The organism is Sphingomonas sp. Leaf30, from assembly GCF_001422525.1.
GTDB lineage: Bacteria > Pseudomonadota > Alphaproteobacteria > Sphingomonadales > Sphingomonadaceae > Sphingomonas > Sphingomonas aerolata.
Window position 1 is genome coordinate 188,212 of the sequence record NZ_LMKZ01000002.1, and the last position, 16,358, is coordinate 204,569.

Annotated in this window: 8 protein-coding genes and 1 tRNA gene; 5 read left to right on the top strand and 4 right to left on the bottom strand. The window is 66.1% G+C overall.

Annotation, left to right across the window (positions count from 1 at the left end; all coding sequences use genetic code 11):
* Window positions 1-11: 11 nt before the first annotated feature.
* Window positions 12-1,685: an alkaline phosphatase D family protein gene (locus tag ASE89_RS07665; RefSeq protein WP_056675695.1), complete on the bottom strand. Its 1,674-nt coding sequence runs from the start codon at window positions 1,683-1,685 to the stop codon at window positions 12-14.
* Window positions 1,686-1,851: 166 nt separating this feature from the next.
* Between ASE89_RS07665 and ASE89_RS07670 the strand changes: the two genes are divergently transcribed.
* Window positions 1,852-4,278, top strand: coding sequence for a TonB-dependent receptor (locus ASE89_RS07670; RefSeq protein WP_056675696.1), 2,427 nt, complete (start codon window positions 1,852-1,854; stop codon window positions 4,276-4,278).
* A 199-nt stretch (window positions 4,279-4,477) separates the two neighbouring features.
* Window positions 4,478-5,581, top strand: coding sequence for an NADH:flavin oxidoreductase/NADH oxidase (locus ASE89_RS07675; RefSeq protein ID WP_056675698.1), 1,104 nt, complete (start codon window positions 4,478-4,480; stop codon window positions 5,579-5,581).
* A 46-nt stretch (window positions 5,582-5,627) separates the two neighbouring features.
* Here the strand turns inward: ASE89_RS07675 and ASE89_RS07680 are convergent, their stop codons facing one another.
* Together ASE89_RS07680 and ASE89_RS07685 are read right to left on the bottom strand one after the other, a co-directional pair.
* Window positions 5,628-6,425, bottom strand: a complete 798-nt coding sequence (locus ASE89_RS07680) for a glucose 1-dehydrogenase (RefSeq protein WP_056675701.1) — start codon at window positions 6,423-6,425, stop codon at window positions 5,628-5,630.
* 83 nt (window positions 6,426-6,508) lie between these two features.
* Window positions 6,509-6,802 carry a hypothetical protein gene (locus ASE89_RS07685; RefSeq protein ID WP_236701666.1) on the bottom strand — a complete coding sequence of 98 codons (294 nt, stop codon included), beginning with the start codon at window positions 6,800-6,802 and terminating at the stop codon, window positions 6,509-6,511.
* A gap of 120 nt (window positions 6,803-6,922) precedes the next feature.
* Between ASE89_RS07685 and ASE89_RS07690 the strand changes: the two genes are divergently transcribed.
* Both ASE89_RS07690 and ASE89_RS07695 read left to right on the top strand, forming a co-directional pair.
* Window positions 6,923-7,012, top strand: a tRNA-Ser gene (locus ASE89_RS07690).
* Window positions 7,013-7,274: 262 nt separating this feature from the next.
* Window positions 7,275-9,083, top strand: coding sequence for a hypothetical protein (locus ASE89_RS07695; protein ID WP_056675703.1), 1,809 nt, complete (start codon window positions 7,275-7,277; stop codon window positions 9,081-9,083).
* 95 nt (window positions 9,084-9,178) lie between these two features.
* On the opposite strand, the gene ASE89_RS07700 is transcribed toward ASE89_RS07695, so the two are convergent.
* Window positions 9,179-12,214, bottom strand: a complete 3,036-nt coding sequence (locus tag ASE89_RS07700; protein ID WP_056676400.1) for a TonB-dependent receptor plug domain-containing protein — start codon at window positions 12,212-12,214, stop codon at window positions 9,179-9,181.
* Between the two features lie 666 nt (window positions 12,215-12,880).
* On the opposite strand from ASE89_RS07700, the gene ASE89_RS07705 reads away from it, so the two are divergent.
* A complete protein-coding gene (locus ASE89_RS07705; protein ID WP_056675706.1) occupies window positions 12,881-16,330 on the top strand; it encodes an amidohydrolase family protein in 3,450 nt (1,149 codons plus the stop codon).
* Window positions 16,331-16,358 lie beyond the last annotated feature (28 nt).

The following is a 16,358-nucleotide window of genomic DNA, read 5'->3' on the forward strand; positions in this document are numbered from 1 at the left end:
CGTCGCCGCCGCTATCCGAGCTGCTCGAGCTTCGCCTGTGGCGCTGCGGCCGAGGCGCGGAACCGCGCGACGCTCGCCTCCTCGAACGACTTGGCAACAACCGTCGATACCGTCTTGAAGTCCGCGGTTGCATGGTCCGGCGTCAGCGTCAGGACGATGAACCCCTTGCGATCCTGATCGCAGAAGCGGACCTCGTCATTGGCGTCGGCGATCAGCGTCCCGATCCCCGGGATTAGCGAGCCATAGGACGGGCTGGTGATCGCGGTGGCGCCGAATTCGACCGCGACGAGCTTCCCCGATGCATCGTGCAGATCATTCGCCCAGCCGGCATGGCTATCGCCCGACAGCACGACCGGTCGCGACCCCGACCGCTTGAACGCGGCATAAAGCCGCTCGCGTGCTGCGGGATAGCCGTCCCAGCTGTCGAAGTTGAACGGCAGGCCCGCGCGATAGGATGCCATGCTCGCCATCAGCGCCGTGCGCCATTTCTCTGGGAGCCGCGCCATCATCGCGGCGAAGCGATCGGGGCCAAGCTGCTTCTCGAGATCCGGGCCGGCCACGCGCGCCATCACCACCTGGTTGCCGAGTACCTGCCACGGCTTGCCCGCCGTGACCGACGCCGCCATCGTCCGCTCGATCCAGGCGAGCTGCGGTGCGCCCAGCATTTCGCGACCCGGCTGCGCGCGCTCCCCCATCATCGGGGCATATTCGGCAGGCGCAATCGCCTCGCCCTTCGCCGCGACCTGCCTGCTCCGCGCGAGCAGCCGCGTCTCGACCATCACCAGCGTCGCGAGATCGCCGAACTCGAAACTGCGGTTGATCGCTTCCCACGGCTCGCCGGGCTTCGGATCGCGGATCGGCATCCATTCGAAATAGGCCTGCATCGACGCGGCCTTGCGCGCCTTCCAGTCGCCCTCGGTCGCCGGGTCATGGTTCTCGGCGCCGCCGATCCAGTCGTCATTGGCGACCTCGTGATCGTCCCACACGCAGATGAACGCCGCGCGGGCATGCGCCGCCTGCATGTCGGCGTCGCGCTTCACCTGCGCGTGACGTATCCGGTAATCGGCGAGCGTCACGATCTCATGCGTGGGCTCGACCAGCCGGCCGATCTTCTTGCCGATGTCGCCGCCATAACCGTCGATGGCATATTCATAGATGTAATCGCCGAGATGCAGCACCGCGTCGAGCCGGTCGAGTTTGGCGATCGAAGCATAGGCGTTGAAGAACCCGCCGGGGTAGAGCTGGCACGACACCACGCCCATGACGACATCCGCAACCGCGCCGCGGGGCAGCGTGCGGACCCGGCCCACGGGCGAGCGCGTGCCCGCCGCGGTTTCGAACCAGTAGCGATACTCGGTCCCGGGGGTCAGCCCCGTCACCGCGACCTTGGCGGTGAAGTCACGCGCGGCACGCGCGCCGATACGGCCCGAACGGAGGGGCGTATCGCCCTCGCGCAATGCGACATGCCAGGTCAGCGCGATATCGCCCGCCTGTTGCGGATCCTGCGGGGTCGCGCGCGTCCAAAGTATCGCGCCGTCCGCCGAGGGATCGCCGCTCGCCACGCCGTGATCGAAGCGCGCTGCCCCCGCGCTGCCGTTCGTGCGAGCCGCGGTGGCGAGGCCGGGAAGCGCGAGCGCGGAGCTGGAGCCGAAGAGCGTGAGGGCGTCGCGGCGATTGATCGTCATAACAGTGCCTTTTGCGGTGATGCCGCCTGCTAGGGGCGCTCGGCGTCAGTCACGTTGCGGCAGCGTTACGCCGCGATGACAGGCCGTCACGCGCGGGTCATGTATCCGACGCGGAACCGTAACGACCCCGCCCTAGGTGCTCGCTCACTGACAATCGGGGGACTTCATGACGACCATTTTTACGCGCCTGGCTCTGGCCGCGCTTGCTGCATCCTGTTCGACGGGTGCGCTTGCCCAGGCGATCGTCGCGCCCGATCCGGCGACCGGCACGGCCGCCCGCGCCGACGTGACGGGCGGCGACGACATCGTCGTCACCGCCCAGAAGCGCGAACAGCGGATCGAGGACGTGCCGCTGACCGTCACCGCGCTCACCGGCGCGAAGATGGCGGATATCGGCGTCAACTCGCTTTCCGAAGTCGCCGCCTATATTCCCGGCCTGCAGATCCAGGAGCAGAGCGCGAACAACCCCGGCTTCGTGATCCGCGGCATCACCTCGGACAATGGCTCGTCGCAGCAGGGTGCGCGCGTGACGCTCTATTATAACGGCGTCGACATCAGCCGCTCGCGCGGCGCCTATCAGGACCTTTATGATCTCGAGCGGATCGAGGTCGTGAAGGGCCCGCAGGCGACGCTGTTCGGCACCGCCGCCGCGGTTGGCGCCATCAACCTCATCTCCGCCAAGCCGCAGTCCGGCACCTCGGGTGCGATCACCGGCTCCTATGGCAATTACAACCGGACGCAGGTGTCGGGTTTTATCAATGCCGGCAACGACGTGTTGTCAGGGCGGCTGGCCTTCGCCTATAAATATCGCGACGGCTATGTCCGCAACATCGCCGGTGATGCGAACATCCCCAACCAGAACCAGGGCAAGGTCGATCAGGACGATCTGAACGGCCAGGACCAGCGCGGCTTCCGCGGTTCGCTGCGCTTCCGTCCGAACGATGCGGTCACCGCCGACCTCGTCCTGACCTATGACGGTCAGCGCAATCCCGGCACCGCGTTCAAGAGCCGCGCGCATGCCCCGACCGGCGGCCAGACCGGCAATTACGGCAATGCCGAACTCTCGGGCTCGCCGTTCAGCGCCGAGGCGCTCGGCGCGCGCAAGCTCGGGCTCGACCGCAACGTCTATGACGCCAACCTGACGGTGTCGGTCGATCTGTCGCCCGGCATCACCTTCACCACCGTCAACGGCTATCGCCGCTTCGACGCACTCGAGATCTTCGACGCGGATGGCGGCCCGGCCTGGTATCTCGAGTTCGCCGAGGATGCGAAGGGCGACCAGTGGAGCCATGAGAGCCGCTTCGCGTTCGACGGCCCGAAATATCGCGCATCGTTCGGGTGGAACGCCTTCTTCGAAAACGGGTCGCAGCGCGTCCCCTTCTCGACCGAGGAGGGCACCTATATCGCTTGCTCGATCGCCACGGCCTATCAGCCGTTCCGTACCGCGCTGAACGGCGCGGGGATCCCGACCGGCCCGGGCTGTGTCGCCGCCAACGGCACGATCCCGGCGGCGACCCGCGCCACCGCGATCCTCACCGGCGGCCGTTCGACGCAGATCCCCTATTCGTCCGAGTTCACCAATTACGGCAACAACGACACCTATTCGGTGTTCGCCGATGCGACCTATATCCCGATCCCGGCGCTCGAGCTGACCGCCGGCGCACGCATCCTGATCGAGGATCGTCAGTCGGGCTATTCGTCGATCCAGCCCAATTCGCAGATTCTCGCCGCGCTGGGCGTCCGCACCAGCCTGCTTGGCACCGCGAACACCAACGGCGTGAAGTTCGAGGCGGACCAGAGCTTCGCCGCGATCCTCCCGCGCTTCAACGCGCTGTTGAAGCTCGACGACGATGTCAGCCTTTACGGCACGATCAGCAAGGGCCGGCGCTCACCGGTCGTCCAGTTGGCGGCACTCAACGCCGTCAACGGCGTACGCCCCAATCTTCAGATCGTGCCTGAGGAAAATGTCTGGAACTACGAAGGCGGCATCAAGGGTCGCGTCGGACCCTTCACCGGCGCGGCATCGGTCTTCTATCAGACCTATGACGGGTTCCAGGTCTCGGTAAACGAGGTCAATCCCGCCAATGGTGCGGTCGTCGCGGTCACGCGCAGCGCGGGCTCGGCGAAGAATGTCGGCGTCGAGCTCGAGGGCAATCTCGCGCTTGGCCAGTATCTCTCGGTGTTCGGGACCTTCGCCTATCTCGACGGCGGGATCGCGGACCAGCCTGCGGGCACCTTTGCCGGCAACCGCTTCCGCCTCCAGCCGAGCACCACGGCCTCGGGCGGCGCGACGCTCCGGCTGCCCGTCGGCGGCGCGGTCTTCTATGCGACGCCCAGCGCGAATTACCGGTCGAAGGTGTTCTTCGAACTGCCCAACAGCGCCGCGATCAGCCAGCGCGGCTATACGCTGGTCAACCTGCGTGCGGGTATCGAGCTTGCGGACGGGCGTTACCGCGTCGGCGGCTTTGCGCGCAACCTGACCAACAAACGCTACCTGATCGACGCGGGCAACACGGGCGGCGGCTTCGGCATCCCCACCTATATCGCCGGCGAACCGCGCTTCTACGGCGTCGAGCTCGGCGCCAAGTTCTAAGGAGCCCCGTCCCACCCTGTCGTTCCGGCACGCGCCGGGACGGCGGGGACCTTCCGTGGAGGCCAGTCGGGCGGCTGCGCGATGGCGTGCCCGGCACTCGTCCGCCGGCTCCTATCCCGGCCCCGCGCGTTGAGGCGCATTCCCCATCGCATGAGGTTCTCACGATGCGCGCCACTTCTATCGTTCCGGCGGCCGCCGCATGAGCGGTCCGCAGCTCTTCACGCCGTTCAAGGTCGGCAAGCTCGATCTCGCCAACCGGATCGTCATCGCGCCGATGTGCCAATATTCGGCGGTCGACGGCTGCATGACCGACTGGCACCTGATCCATCTCGGGCATCTCGCGCTGTCGGGCGCGGCCCTGATGATGCTCGAAGCCGCCGCCGTGACGCCCGAGGGGCGGATCACCTACGGCGATGTCGGGCTGTATGACGATGCGAGCGAGGCGGCGATCGCGCGGACGCTCGAGAGCGTGCGCCGCTGGTCGGACATGCCGATCGGCATCCAGCTGTCGCATGCCGGACGCAAGGCGTCGTGCGAGGTGCCCTGGAAGGGCGGCGGGCAGATCGCGCCGGGCGCCGACAAGGGTTGGCAGACCGAAGCCCCCTCCCCGGCCGGTTTTCTGCCCGTCGATACGCCGCCGACGGCGCTCGATCGCGAGGGGCTGGCGCGACTGCGCGACGCGTTTGCCGCCGCGGCGACGCGCGCCGCACGGCTCGGGATCGATGCGATCCAGCTGCACGCCGCGCACGGCTATCTACTCCACCAGTTCCTCTCGCCCTTGGCCAACCACCGCGACGACGACTATGGCGGCAGCCTCGAGAACCGGATGCGCTTCCCGCTCGAAGTGTACGACGCGGTCCGCGCCGCCTTCCCGGCGGATCGCCCGGTGACGATGCGCGTATCGGGCACCGACTGGGTCGAGGGCGGCTGGGACGGTGAACAGACCGTCGCCTTCGCCAAGGCGCTCGAGGCTCGCGGGTGCGCCGCGATCCACGTCTCGAGCGGGGGCCTCAGCCCGGACCAGCAGATCCCGGTCGGGCCGAGCTATCAGGTCCCGCTGGCGCGTCAGGTCAAGCAGGCGGTCGGCATCCCCGTCGTCGCGGTCGGGCTGATCACCGATTATGAACAGGCCGAGGCGATCATCGGTACCGGTGACGCCGATCTCGTCGCGCTAGCCCGGACCCTGCTCTACGATCCGCGCTGGCCGTGGCATGCCGCCGCACATCTCGGCGGCCATGTGAAGGCGCCCAACCAGTATCTCCGCTCACAGCCACGCCAGTACAAGGACCTGTTCCAGGCCTGACGCGAGCCGCGACCCTCGCGGGTCGCGGCAATGTCTCCAGCCGCGGTCAGCCGTTGTCGCGGAAACCGGGATACAGGCTCATCCCGCCGTCGACGGTCAGCGTCGATCCGATGATATAGTCCGCGGCGTCGGACACTAGGAACAGCGCCGCACGCGCGACATCGTCGGGCTCGCCGATCCGTCCATAGGGGATGAGCTTGAGCAGCGCGTCGGCGGCATCGCCCCTGGTCGCATCGGCGTTGATGTCGGTCGCGATCGCGCCGGGCGCCAGCGCATTGACCCGGATCCGCTCCTGCGCGACCTCCTGTGCCAGCGTGCGCATCAGCATTCCGCTGCCGCCCTTCGACGCCGCATAGTTCGCATGCCCCGCCCAGGGGATCGTCTCGTGCACCGAACTCATGAACAGGATCTTGCCGATCGCCCGGCCGAAGCCGCGATCACCCTGCGCGCGGAACCGGCGTACCGCCTCGCGCGAAACGAGGAACTGACCCGTCAGGTTGACGTCGATGACGCGGCTCCAGTCGGCCAGCGTCATGTCCGCATAGCCCGCATCCTTCTGCATGCCGGCATTGGCGAACACGACATCGACGCCGCCGAACCGCGACACGGTCTCATCGAACAGCCGAAGGACCGCATCCTCGTCCGCGGTATCGGCCTGAAAGGCGAACGCCTCGCCGCCGCCTGCAACGATCCGCGCGACCACGTCGTCCGCCGCCTCGCGATTGCTGTTGTAATTGACCGCGACGCGTGCGCCGGCCTGCGCGAACAGCAGCGCGGCGGCGCGTCCGAGGCCGGAGCTTGCGCCGGTGACGATAGCGGTCTGTCCGGAGAGATCGATGTGCATGGGGCTCGCTTTCGCTAGACTGTCAGGAGTTGCGTCCCCAACGCCCGCCTTGCCAAAGCTATCCGTCTGCCCCCACGGGGCGGCTAGTCGTCCAGCGTGTCCGCAGTCCGCAGCGCGCGGACATAGGCCTGCGCCGCCTGTTGCTCGGCTGCGGTCTTGAACGCGTCACGCGGGTCGGGCGCATCGCCGAGCGTCGCCAGCACGGCCCACAGCGCAAACCGCCGGCCGGTCTCGCGCTCGGTCCCGAACGCAATCCTGACGCGCTCCAGACCGTCATCGATCGCGATCGTATCCAGCGTATCGAGATCGGTCGTGCCGAAATAATGGGTGAGCATCGCATCGAGATCCATGATGCAGCGCTGCCCGAGCCGGACCATCGTGGCAAGCCGTGTCGAACGGCCGGCCCCCTCCGTGCGAAAGAGTTGCGCAACGCTCCACCCCGACCTAGATGCCGGTCGCACACGCCCTCCGCCATCGCGGCGGCGCGGATGCGGTGCGGAAGAGTGTCCGAGTGGTTTAAGGAACTGGTCTTGAAAACCAGCGTAGGGGTAACTCTACCGTGGGTTCGAATCCCACCTCTTCCGCCAATGTTTCATTTCAGCTTGCCTCACTTGGGCTCATGACGGCGCCCAAGGCCCTGTCTCTGGCTTGTTCGCATCCCCGGAGAACCGAAACGGTTCATAAAAAGCGCAAGTAGATCGGAGTGACTGTCAGGGCACCGGGTGAGCCCGGACGTCCAGAATGGCAGCAAGCATTCTTACAGACGGTGCTAGAAGATCGTCTGTACCGGTACCCAGGTCTTGGAATGACTTGATTTGGGGTTCGGTCAGGCGCTTAGTGCACATCCGAATGCTTGAGGTGATGCGGGGCTTCAAACAAATGAAGCGGTGGTTGCTCTTGATCGTGGGCGTGGCCTTCAGCCTTCCGGTGCAGGCGCAGCTTGCGGCACCCGTGAAGAATGGCGACTCGACCATCATCGTCACGGGCAACCGAATCCGCGAGTCGAAGGTGGAGATGAGCGAGTGGCGAATGGCGGAAACGCCGCACGTCGTCGTGTTCAGTCAGGGCGACGAAACGGCATTGCGACGCACCGCGCACAATCTCGAAAAGCTGCACTTCCTGCTCTCGGTCCTGCATGGCCGGGTGGATCAGCCTGACGAGACGATCAAGATCGCCGTGACGATGATCGGCGATGTCGCAGCGTTCGAACAGCTTCGACTGACCGACCTGCGCTGGCAATATGGTCCCTTCCCGCAGGCGTTCGAAAAGACGATCTACTATGATCCGCGTGATGAAGGGTCGGTGCTCGCAACAACCGAGGAGGGCGTGAACCTGGTTCTTCAGCCATCGGTTGGCCGCAAGACGAACCGCAATTGCACGCGCGGGCGGGACAGAAACCCTCCAATCGTTGATTATTACGTAAGCCCCAGGGTGACGGCGACCGGACAGCCGACGTACGACGTGAACCAGATTCTCGAACAGCTTCCAGTGAACGAGATTGCCTTTTGCCAATGGGCCGAATCCCGCGTCTATGCCGCCTTTGCCCAGAACTACCTGATGACCTATTTTCCGGCAGCGTATCCGCGCTGGTATCTTCAGGGGTTCGGAGAATTGTTCGCGACGATGGAAGCCGGCGACGACTACGTCGAATATGGCCACCTTCCGCCTGGCTACGCGAAGGTCATGCATCATTACGGTCTGTATCCGGTCACGCACATCCTCGATGGGCGCTATCTCTCGGGCAAGGGTCGGGCCTGGACGCCCTATCACGCATGGCGATTGGTCCACCTCCTGTATTTCTCCGAGGAGTGGAAGCCGCGGCTTCACGGCTATCTGAACGCCCTGGCACGGGGTGACGACCTGCAGACCGCCGCGAGCGCCCTTGGCGATTCGAGCCAGTTCCAAAGCGCCGTGACCGCCTACCGAGGCCGCAAATTGCAGGCTGAGAAGATGGCCTTTCCGGCCGATCGCGCGCCGGAACCCAGCATCCGCCGTCTGACCCGCGCGGAGGCCGGGCTGATCCGTGGCCGGCTTGAACTCGGCGCGCGGATCGAGGTGCCCGACGCCGGCCCCGACCGTGAGAAGGCGCTCGCACGGCGCTCCGCGTGGCTCGACCGGCTTCGCGACAACGCGACCCGCTTCCCCGCCCTGACCGAAAACCACCTGCTCCTGGCCGAGGCCGAATGCCGCACCGGCAATCCCGAAGCCTGTCTTGATGCCGCTGAGAGGGCGATTGCACAGTCGCCGACCGAAACACGCGCGCTGGTGTGGAAAGGCACGGCGCTGACGCAGCTGGCTATCCGCGCTCCGGCCGCCGAACGTCGGCAGCGGCTTGCGGACGCGAGACGTTTCATCGTCAAGGCCAACCGCCTGGACCCAGAGAGCAGCCTTGCGCTGATCGCGTATCACGACAGCTTTGCAACGGCGGGCGAGCAGGCCCCGGATGTCGCGGTAGAGGGGCTGTACAAGATCGTTCAGTCTACGCCCGCCGCGCCAGGTCCAAGACTGAAACTCGGTGAGGAGCTGATCGCCCGCGACCTTCGAGGTGAAGCGCGCAAAATGCTGCTGCCGGTCGCCAAAGGGGCGTTCGCAACGCCCGAACAGCCCGCCGCCGCCGCTTTGCTGTCGACAGCGGGGGCGACGGAGCCGGGGCGTTAGCGGCTGCTAAAATCCGGCGTTCGCAGACCGTAGCGCATTTCGAAAAATCGCCGGGATCCCGATCCGGACCCCGGCGATCACATCGGTAGGTCGCGTTACAGCCGTAGCGAGACCCCTGCGACGAGCTGCCGGCCGAGCAGGTCATACCCCATCACGGTATTGCCGCGCAGCAGACCGATCCGCGAACGGCTGTCCGGGATGAGCGGCGGATCGCGGTCGAAGATGTTGTTGGCGGCCAGCCGGAACGTCATCTGCTTGTTGATGTCGAAGCTGAGCGCGACGTCGATCCAGTTGTACGAACCGACACCCGGATATTGATCGCGCCGGGCGCTCGCGTCTTGGGCGGGAATGCCGGTATCCTCGGGCGCATAGATGTCGAGCGGCATCGCGCCGCGGTGGCGCCAGTTGACTGACAGGCTGGTCGTGCTGTCGGGCGCCGTCCAGGTGGTGCGGAGCTGGTGCTTCCAGCGCGGCATGCTCTCGCCGCAGAGATTGCCGAAATATCCCACGCAGTTGCGCGGTTCGATCGTCGGCGACGATTGCGAGCCGACGCGGGTCATCAGCGTCCCGTTGAAGCTCATGTCGAGCCGGCCGACGCCGCCCAGGCCGACATTATACTGCCCCTGGAAATCCCAGCCATGCGACTGCGACTTGTAGCCATTGGCCGAACCGCGCGCCACCCAGCCGGTCGACGGACTGGTCGCAGGCGAGCTCGAGAGCGTGCCGGTGCCCGGATTGCGGACGATGCCGCGGCAGAAATACTCGTTCCCGGTCGCAAGGCACTCGCCGATGATGTTCTGCGGCTGGAGGAAGTCGAGCTGGTCCTTCAGATCGATCAGCCAGCGGTCGATCGACACCGTCAGGCCGGGTATGAAGCGTGGCCGCAGCACGACGCCGAACGTCTTGGTAAAGGCGCTTTCGGGCGTCAGGTTGAATCCGCCCTCGCGCACGGTGCACCGATCGTCAGGGCAGATCAGCGAGGCACTGCCATAGAGATTGTCGGCAAGGCCGGTGTTGCGGCATTGCTGCAACGTCGCCGACGGCGCCAGTCGCGCACCGTTGGGGTTCGACGGGTCGACCCGCGGCGCACAGGGATCGGCATAGAAGCCCTGGTTCCAGAAGATGTTGGCGGCACCCTGCGCGGTGCTGACACCCGGTGCGGCCTGGGACTTGTTGTACGAGGCGCGCAGCGTGATGTCCGCCACCGGCGACCAGAGTCCCTCGACCTTCCAGGTATCGAACTTGCCGTCGAGCCGGTTGTACTGCGACACGCGGTAGCCGGCGTTGACCTGCAACAGCTCGGCGAAGCGGCGATGTTCGATCAGCGGTGCCTGTACCTCGGCATTGGCTTCGAGGATGCTTTGCGTGAAGCGCTGGTTCTCGCCGCCGTTATTCTGCTGGAAGACCTCGTTGACGATCGTGCGTTCCATTTCCTCGCGATATTCCGCGCCCAGCGCGATCGCGATGCCCTGATCCGCGAGCGGCGAGGTAATGCCGTAACGGCCCAGATCGCCGCTGACGGTGCCGACGAACTGCAACAGGCGCGGAATGCGCGTGCTGATCCCGCCGGTCGCGCCACCGTAGAGATACTGGTTGAGCGCCGTATCCTGGTTGAACGGCGCGAACGCGTTGAACGGCACACAGGACGGATCGGTCCCGTTGACGACCGCACGACAGGTCGGCGTGCCGTTGACGCGGACGACGTCGAGCGAACGGTTGATGTTGTCGAAGCGCGCGAACGGCACGTCGATGGTGTCGAGGCGCGCGCGCGAGATCATGCCCGCGACATCGTACGACCACACGTCGTCAAAGCCGCGCCCGCGCAGCCCTGCGACGATACGATAGCCCTCATTGGTGAAGCGCTGCCGCACCAGTGGCAGCCCGTCGAAGCGGTAGCGGACGTCGATCGGCGCATATTGTCCGGCAACACCGGCGTTGGCGCCGCACAGATCCTGTGCCTGCGAGGACGACAGGAACGCGTTGTCGCAATTCACGCGGAACGGGTCTGAGCCGTACGCACCGAAGTTGAAGGTGCGGTTGAGCTGGGTGTTGTAGGACTTGTCGCGGTAGAACAGCCCGTTGCCGTACAGCTCGATGTCATCGGTGATCTTGGCGGTCAGGAAACCGCCAAGGTTGACGCGGTTGAACGCGCGCTGGACCGCCCAATTGTCATAGGGGTTGGCAGACGAGCCCTGCGGCCCGCTGTTGATCGGAATGAAGGTCCCGTTCCCGTTGGGATTGTTGACCAGGATCTGCCCGGCGCGCGGCCCCGACTGCGGAATGATCGTACCGGCGGGCGTGAAGCTCGCACGCGAACAACCGAGCGGCGAGGTGTTGGTCGGCTGGACCGCCTCGCAGACCGAATAGGAGCGATCGACCAGCTCGATTGGGTTGGACTGGCGGTAATTGATGAACCCGGTGAGGTTCACCCGGTCGTTGAACAAATTGGTACCCGCCGCCAGGCTGACATCCGAACGACCACCGTCATTGGTCAATCCGCGCTTGGCGGCGAAACCCGCGCGACCTGCCGCCTCGGTAACCGCGTTGCTGCCATTGTCGTGATTGTAGAAGCTGTAGTTCGCGTCGAGCCGGATGCCTTCGAAGTTCTTCTTCAGCACGAAGTTGACGACGCCCGATACCGCGTCGGATCCATAGACGGACGAGGCACCGCCGGTCAGCACGTCGATCCGCTCGACCAGCGCGTTGGGGATGATGCCGACGTCGACCGTGTTGGCCAGTCCCATACGGAGGCCGTCGATCAGCGTCAGCGTGCGCTCATAGCCCAGGCTGCGCAGCTTGATGCGCTGACGGCCTTCGGAATCGCTGAAATTCTGTTCCGAGTTCACCTGCACCTGCGGCAGGCGGTTCAGCACCTCCTCGATCGTCGTCGCGCCCTGTGCCGCGATTTCCGCGGCGGTCGTTGTTACGATCGGTGCGGCGGACCGGTTATTCGGCCGCGCGATGCGCGTGCCGGTCACGACGATGTCCGACGCTTCCTGCCGTTGGCCGGTGCGTTCGGTATCTGCAGCGAGCTTGGCGGAGGCCACGGGATCGCCGATCGCGGTCTGGCTTTCCTGCGCACCATCGCCCGCGCCTGTATCCGACGCCTGGGCCTGCGCCGGGGCCGGCATCGCAAACAACGCCGCGACGCAACATGTCGTAGTCAGAAACCCTTTGAACAGCACCATTCTATCACCCCCCACGTTGCCGATCGGGTCACATGGATGGTGATGCATCGTATCGATTGCCGCCGACCCTGTTCGGAAGCGTTCGATGAACAACAGGACGCGCTTTCATCGGGATCTGTCGCCCCGTGACCTTGCTGACCTTGTTCGGCATTACCATCCGGACCCTCGGACAGGCACATGCTGTCACGTCCCAAATATCAAAACAATACCAATAATTTCGGAAATGACACGCGGTATGGATTTTGTGTCGTAACGGTCTCAATCGGTATCAATGACAGGACTTTGCGTTCCTCAGGCCACACCATTTCGCTTCGGTTGCGGGTCCGTCCGCCATGGAATAATATCCGCTGGGGGCATTGCTATCGGTCGTCGGTCAACGCATCCAAGGCGCAAGCAAGGCGGAGAAACTTGCTTGCGACGCGACGCTCTAGACCCGGCGTGACGTGCTCTCGCCTTCCATCCACTCGCGACCGGCGAAGATCACGTCCAAGACCGGTACAAAGCGGAGCGGCGGCAACAGGACGAGAAGCGACCCGATAAAAGAAATTTGCGAGTGACGATCGCGGTCAATCGGTTAGACCCTGCCGCACAAGGGGGGATCTTTACACCATGAAGCACCGCGCACTGACCGCCATCGCACTCTGCCTCGTCGCCACCGAATTGTCCGCACAGACCACGCCGCCACCAGCCGCCAAGCCCGTCGAACGGACCCAGGCGCCCGAGAATCAGGCGACGGCGACCACCCCTCCGACGACCCGCGCAGACGCCAACCCGTCGCCCCAGCCCGTCGCCGCAGCCCCGGTCACTGCCGCCTCGCCCGCCAATGCCTCGGCTGCCACATCCAAATCGTCCGCCAAGCCGCCGGTCTGGGACGTCATGCAGCCGCGTGGACTGAAGACGCGCGAGGTCGCCCTGCATGTCGACGAGGGCAGCTGGATGAACGTCGACGTCTCGCCCGACGGCCGGATGATCGCCTTCGATCTGCTCGGCGACCTCTATACGATGCCGATCACGGGCGGCACGCCGCGACGCATCGCGGAGGGGCTGGCGTTCGAGCATCAGCCGCGCTTTTCGCCCGACGGCCGCCGCATCGCCTTCACGTCTGATCGCGGCGGCGGCGACAATATCTGGGTGATGAACGTCGACGGCAGCGACAAGCGACAGGTGACGAACGAGGATTTCCGCCTGCTCAACCAGCCGAGCTGGAGCCCGGACGGCCGGTTCATCGCCGCCAAGAAGCATTTCACGACCGGCCGCTCGCTCGGCACGGGCGAGATCTGGCTCTATCACGTCTCGGGCGGCGGCGGCGTCCAGCTCGTCAAGCGCGCGAGCGAGGTGCTGCAGAAGGAACTGGGCGAGCCGATCTACGCGCCCGACGGCAAGAGCATCTTCTACACGCGCAACATCTCGCCCGGCCCGATCTTCGAATATGCGCAGAATTCGCGCACCGACCTGTTCGATATCGAACGCTATGACGTCGACAGCGGCGAGGTCAGCACCGCGGTCTCCGGGGTCGGCGGCTCGGTGCGGCCGACACCGTCGCGCGACGGCAAGCGGATTGCCTTTGTCCGGCGCGAGAACAACGTCACCAAATTATGGGCGAAGGACTTCGCGACCGGGGTCGAACGCATGATCTATGGTCCGCTCGACCGCGACGTGCAGGAGACATGGGCGGTGACGGGCGTCTATCCCGACATGGCCTGGACGCCGGGCGACACGGCGATCGTCTTCTGGGCGGGGGGCAAGCTGCGCCGGGTGGCCCCCGACGGCTCGGGTGCGGCGGTGATCCCGTTCCGCATCGACGATACGCGCGTCATCGTCGACGCGGTCCATCCGCAGATCGCGGTCGCACCCGACCGGTTCGCGACGAAGATGCCGCGCTGGGCAAGCGTCTCGCCCGATGGCCGAACCGTCGTGTTCGAGACACTCGGCAAGCTGTGGACCAAGCCCGTCGCGGGCGGCACCGCGACCCGGCTGACGCGCGGCGTGGACGAATTCGAGCTGTTCCCGAGCTGGTCGCGCGACGGCCGCCAGATCGTCTTCGTCGGCTGGACGGATGCGGGGCTCGGCCAGATCCGGACGATCGCGGCAGGCGGCGGCTCGCCGCGCACCGTCACGACCGTCGCCGGCCATTATCGCCGCCCGCGCTTCTCGCCCGACGCGCGCACGATCGTGTTCGAGCAGGGCCCCGGCGGCGGGCTGACTGCGGCACGGGGCAATCCCGATGCCGGGGCGTACCGCGTCGCCGCCAGCGGCGGTGCGCCGGTGCGGATCGCCAAGGAAGCGAGCGGCCCGCAATTCGGCGCGGCGAACGACCGCGTCTTCCTGATGGCGACAGAGAAGGACAAGCGCCAGCTGATCAGCACCGACCTCAACGGACAGGACCGCCGCGTCCATGCCTCGGGCGAACTGGTCAACGACTATCAGATCGCCCCGCAGGGTGATTACGTCGCCTTCCGTCAGAATTACGAGGCGTTCGTGATGCCGCTGATGCCGGGCCGCCAGGCGGTCGAGACCGATGCCAAGGGCGGCCCCCTGCCCGTCACCCGCGTCAGCGGCGACGGCGCGGACTTCATCAACTGGTCGAACGACGGCCGGCAGATCCACTGGAGTGCGGGCCCGACGCTCTACACGGCCGAGACCGCGGCGCTGTTCCGCGCGGTGCCGACGCCGAAGGGCGAGGACGCGCCGAAGTTCGTCGCGCCGCGCACCGGCACCTCGCTGTCGATGGACATCGCCGCCGCCAAACCTGACGCAACGGTGGCGCTGACCGGCGCACGCGTCGTGACGATGGCGAAGGCCGATGGCGGGATCATCGACGACGCCACCATCCTGATCCGCGGCGACCGCATCGTCGCGGTCGGGCCACGCGGCACGGTCGCCATTCCCGCAGGCGCGAAGACCGTCGACCTGGCGGGCAAGACGGTCATTCCCGGGCTGGTCGACGCGCATGCGCATGGTCCGCAGGGCGAGGACGAGATCGTGCCGCAGCAGAACTGGTCGGCGATGGCAAACCTCGCGCTCGGCACCACGACGATCCACGATCCGTCGTCACGCTCCGCCGAAATCTTCCCGGCGGCCGAGATGCAGCAGGCGGGCATGCTGCTCGCGCCGCGCACCTTCTCGACCGGCGAGATCGTCTATGGCGCGAAGGCGCCCGACGTCTATGCGCAGATCGACACCTATGAGGACGCGCTCGCCGTCGTCCGTCGCCTCAAGGCGCAGGGTGCGCGCAGCGTGAAGAACTATAACCAGCCACGCCGCGAGCAGCGCCAGATGGTCGTCGCGGCAGCGCAGGCGGAAGGCATGGAGGTCGTCCCCGAGGGCGGCTCGCTCTTCACGCTCGACATGAGCCTGGTGCAGGACGGCAATTCCACGGTCGAGCACAACGTCCCGCTTGAGCATTTCTACGCCGATGTGGTCGATCTCTGGTCGCAGACGACGGTCGGCTACACGCCGACGCTCGTGGTCGCCTATGGCGGGCCGGCGGGCGATCCCTATTGGCGTGCGCACAGCGACGTGTGGCGGCATCCGCTGCTCGCCCGCCATGCACCGCCGGCACTGCTCGCGGCGCAGAATGCGCGGCGCGAGATCGCGCCCGAGGAGGATTATGTCGATGGCGCGACCGCACGCGAGGCGCGCAAGCTCGCGGTCAAGGGCGTGCCCGTGGCGATCGGCGCGCATGGCCAGCAGCCGGGGCTTGGCGCGCATTGGGAGCTGTGGAGCTTCGTCCGGGGCGGGTTCAGCCCAATCGAGGCGCTGCGTGCGGGCACGATCGAATCGGCACGATCGCTCGGATACGCCAAGGACGTCGGCTCGCTCGAACCCGGCAAGCTCGCCGATCTGGTCGTGCTGACCGCCGACCCGACAAGCGACATCCGCAACAGCGACAAGGTCGCGCAGGTGATGCTCGGCGGCCGCCTCTATGATGCCGCGACGCTGAACGAGACGGTTACCGGCACGCGCACGCGCCAGGCCTATTGGTGGGAGGGCGGCAGCGCGGGCGCCGATACGGGCGCACGCATCACCGTCGGCCACGGACACGGGGATGTCGACTGACATCCCCGATCGGAACCGGCGCTGAGGT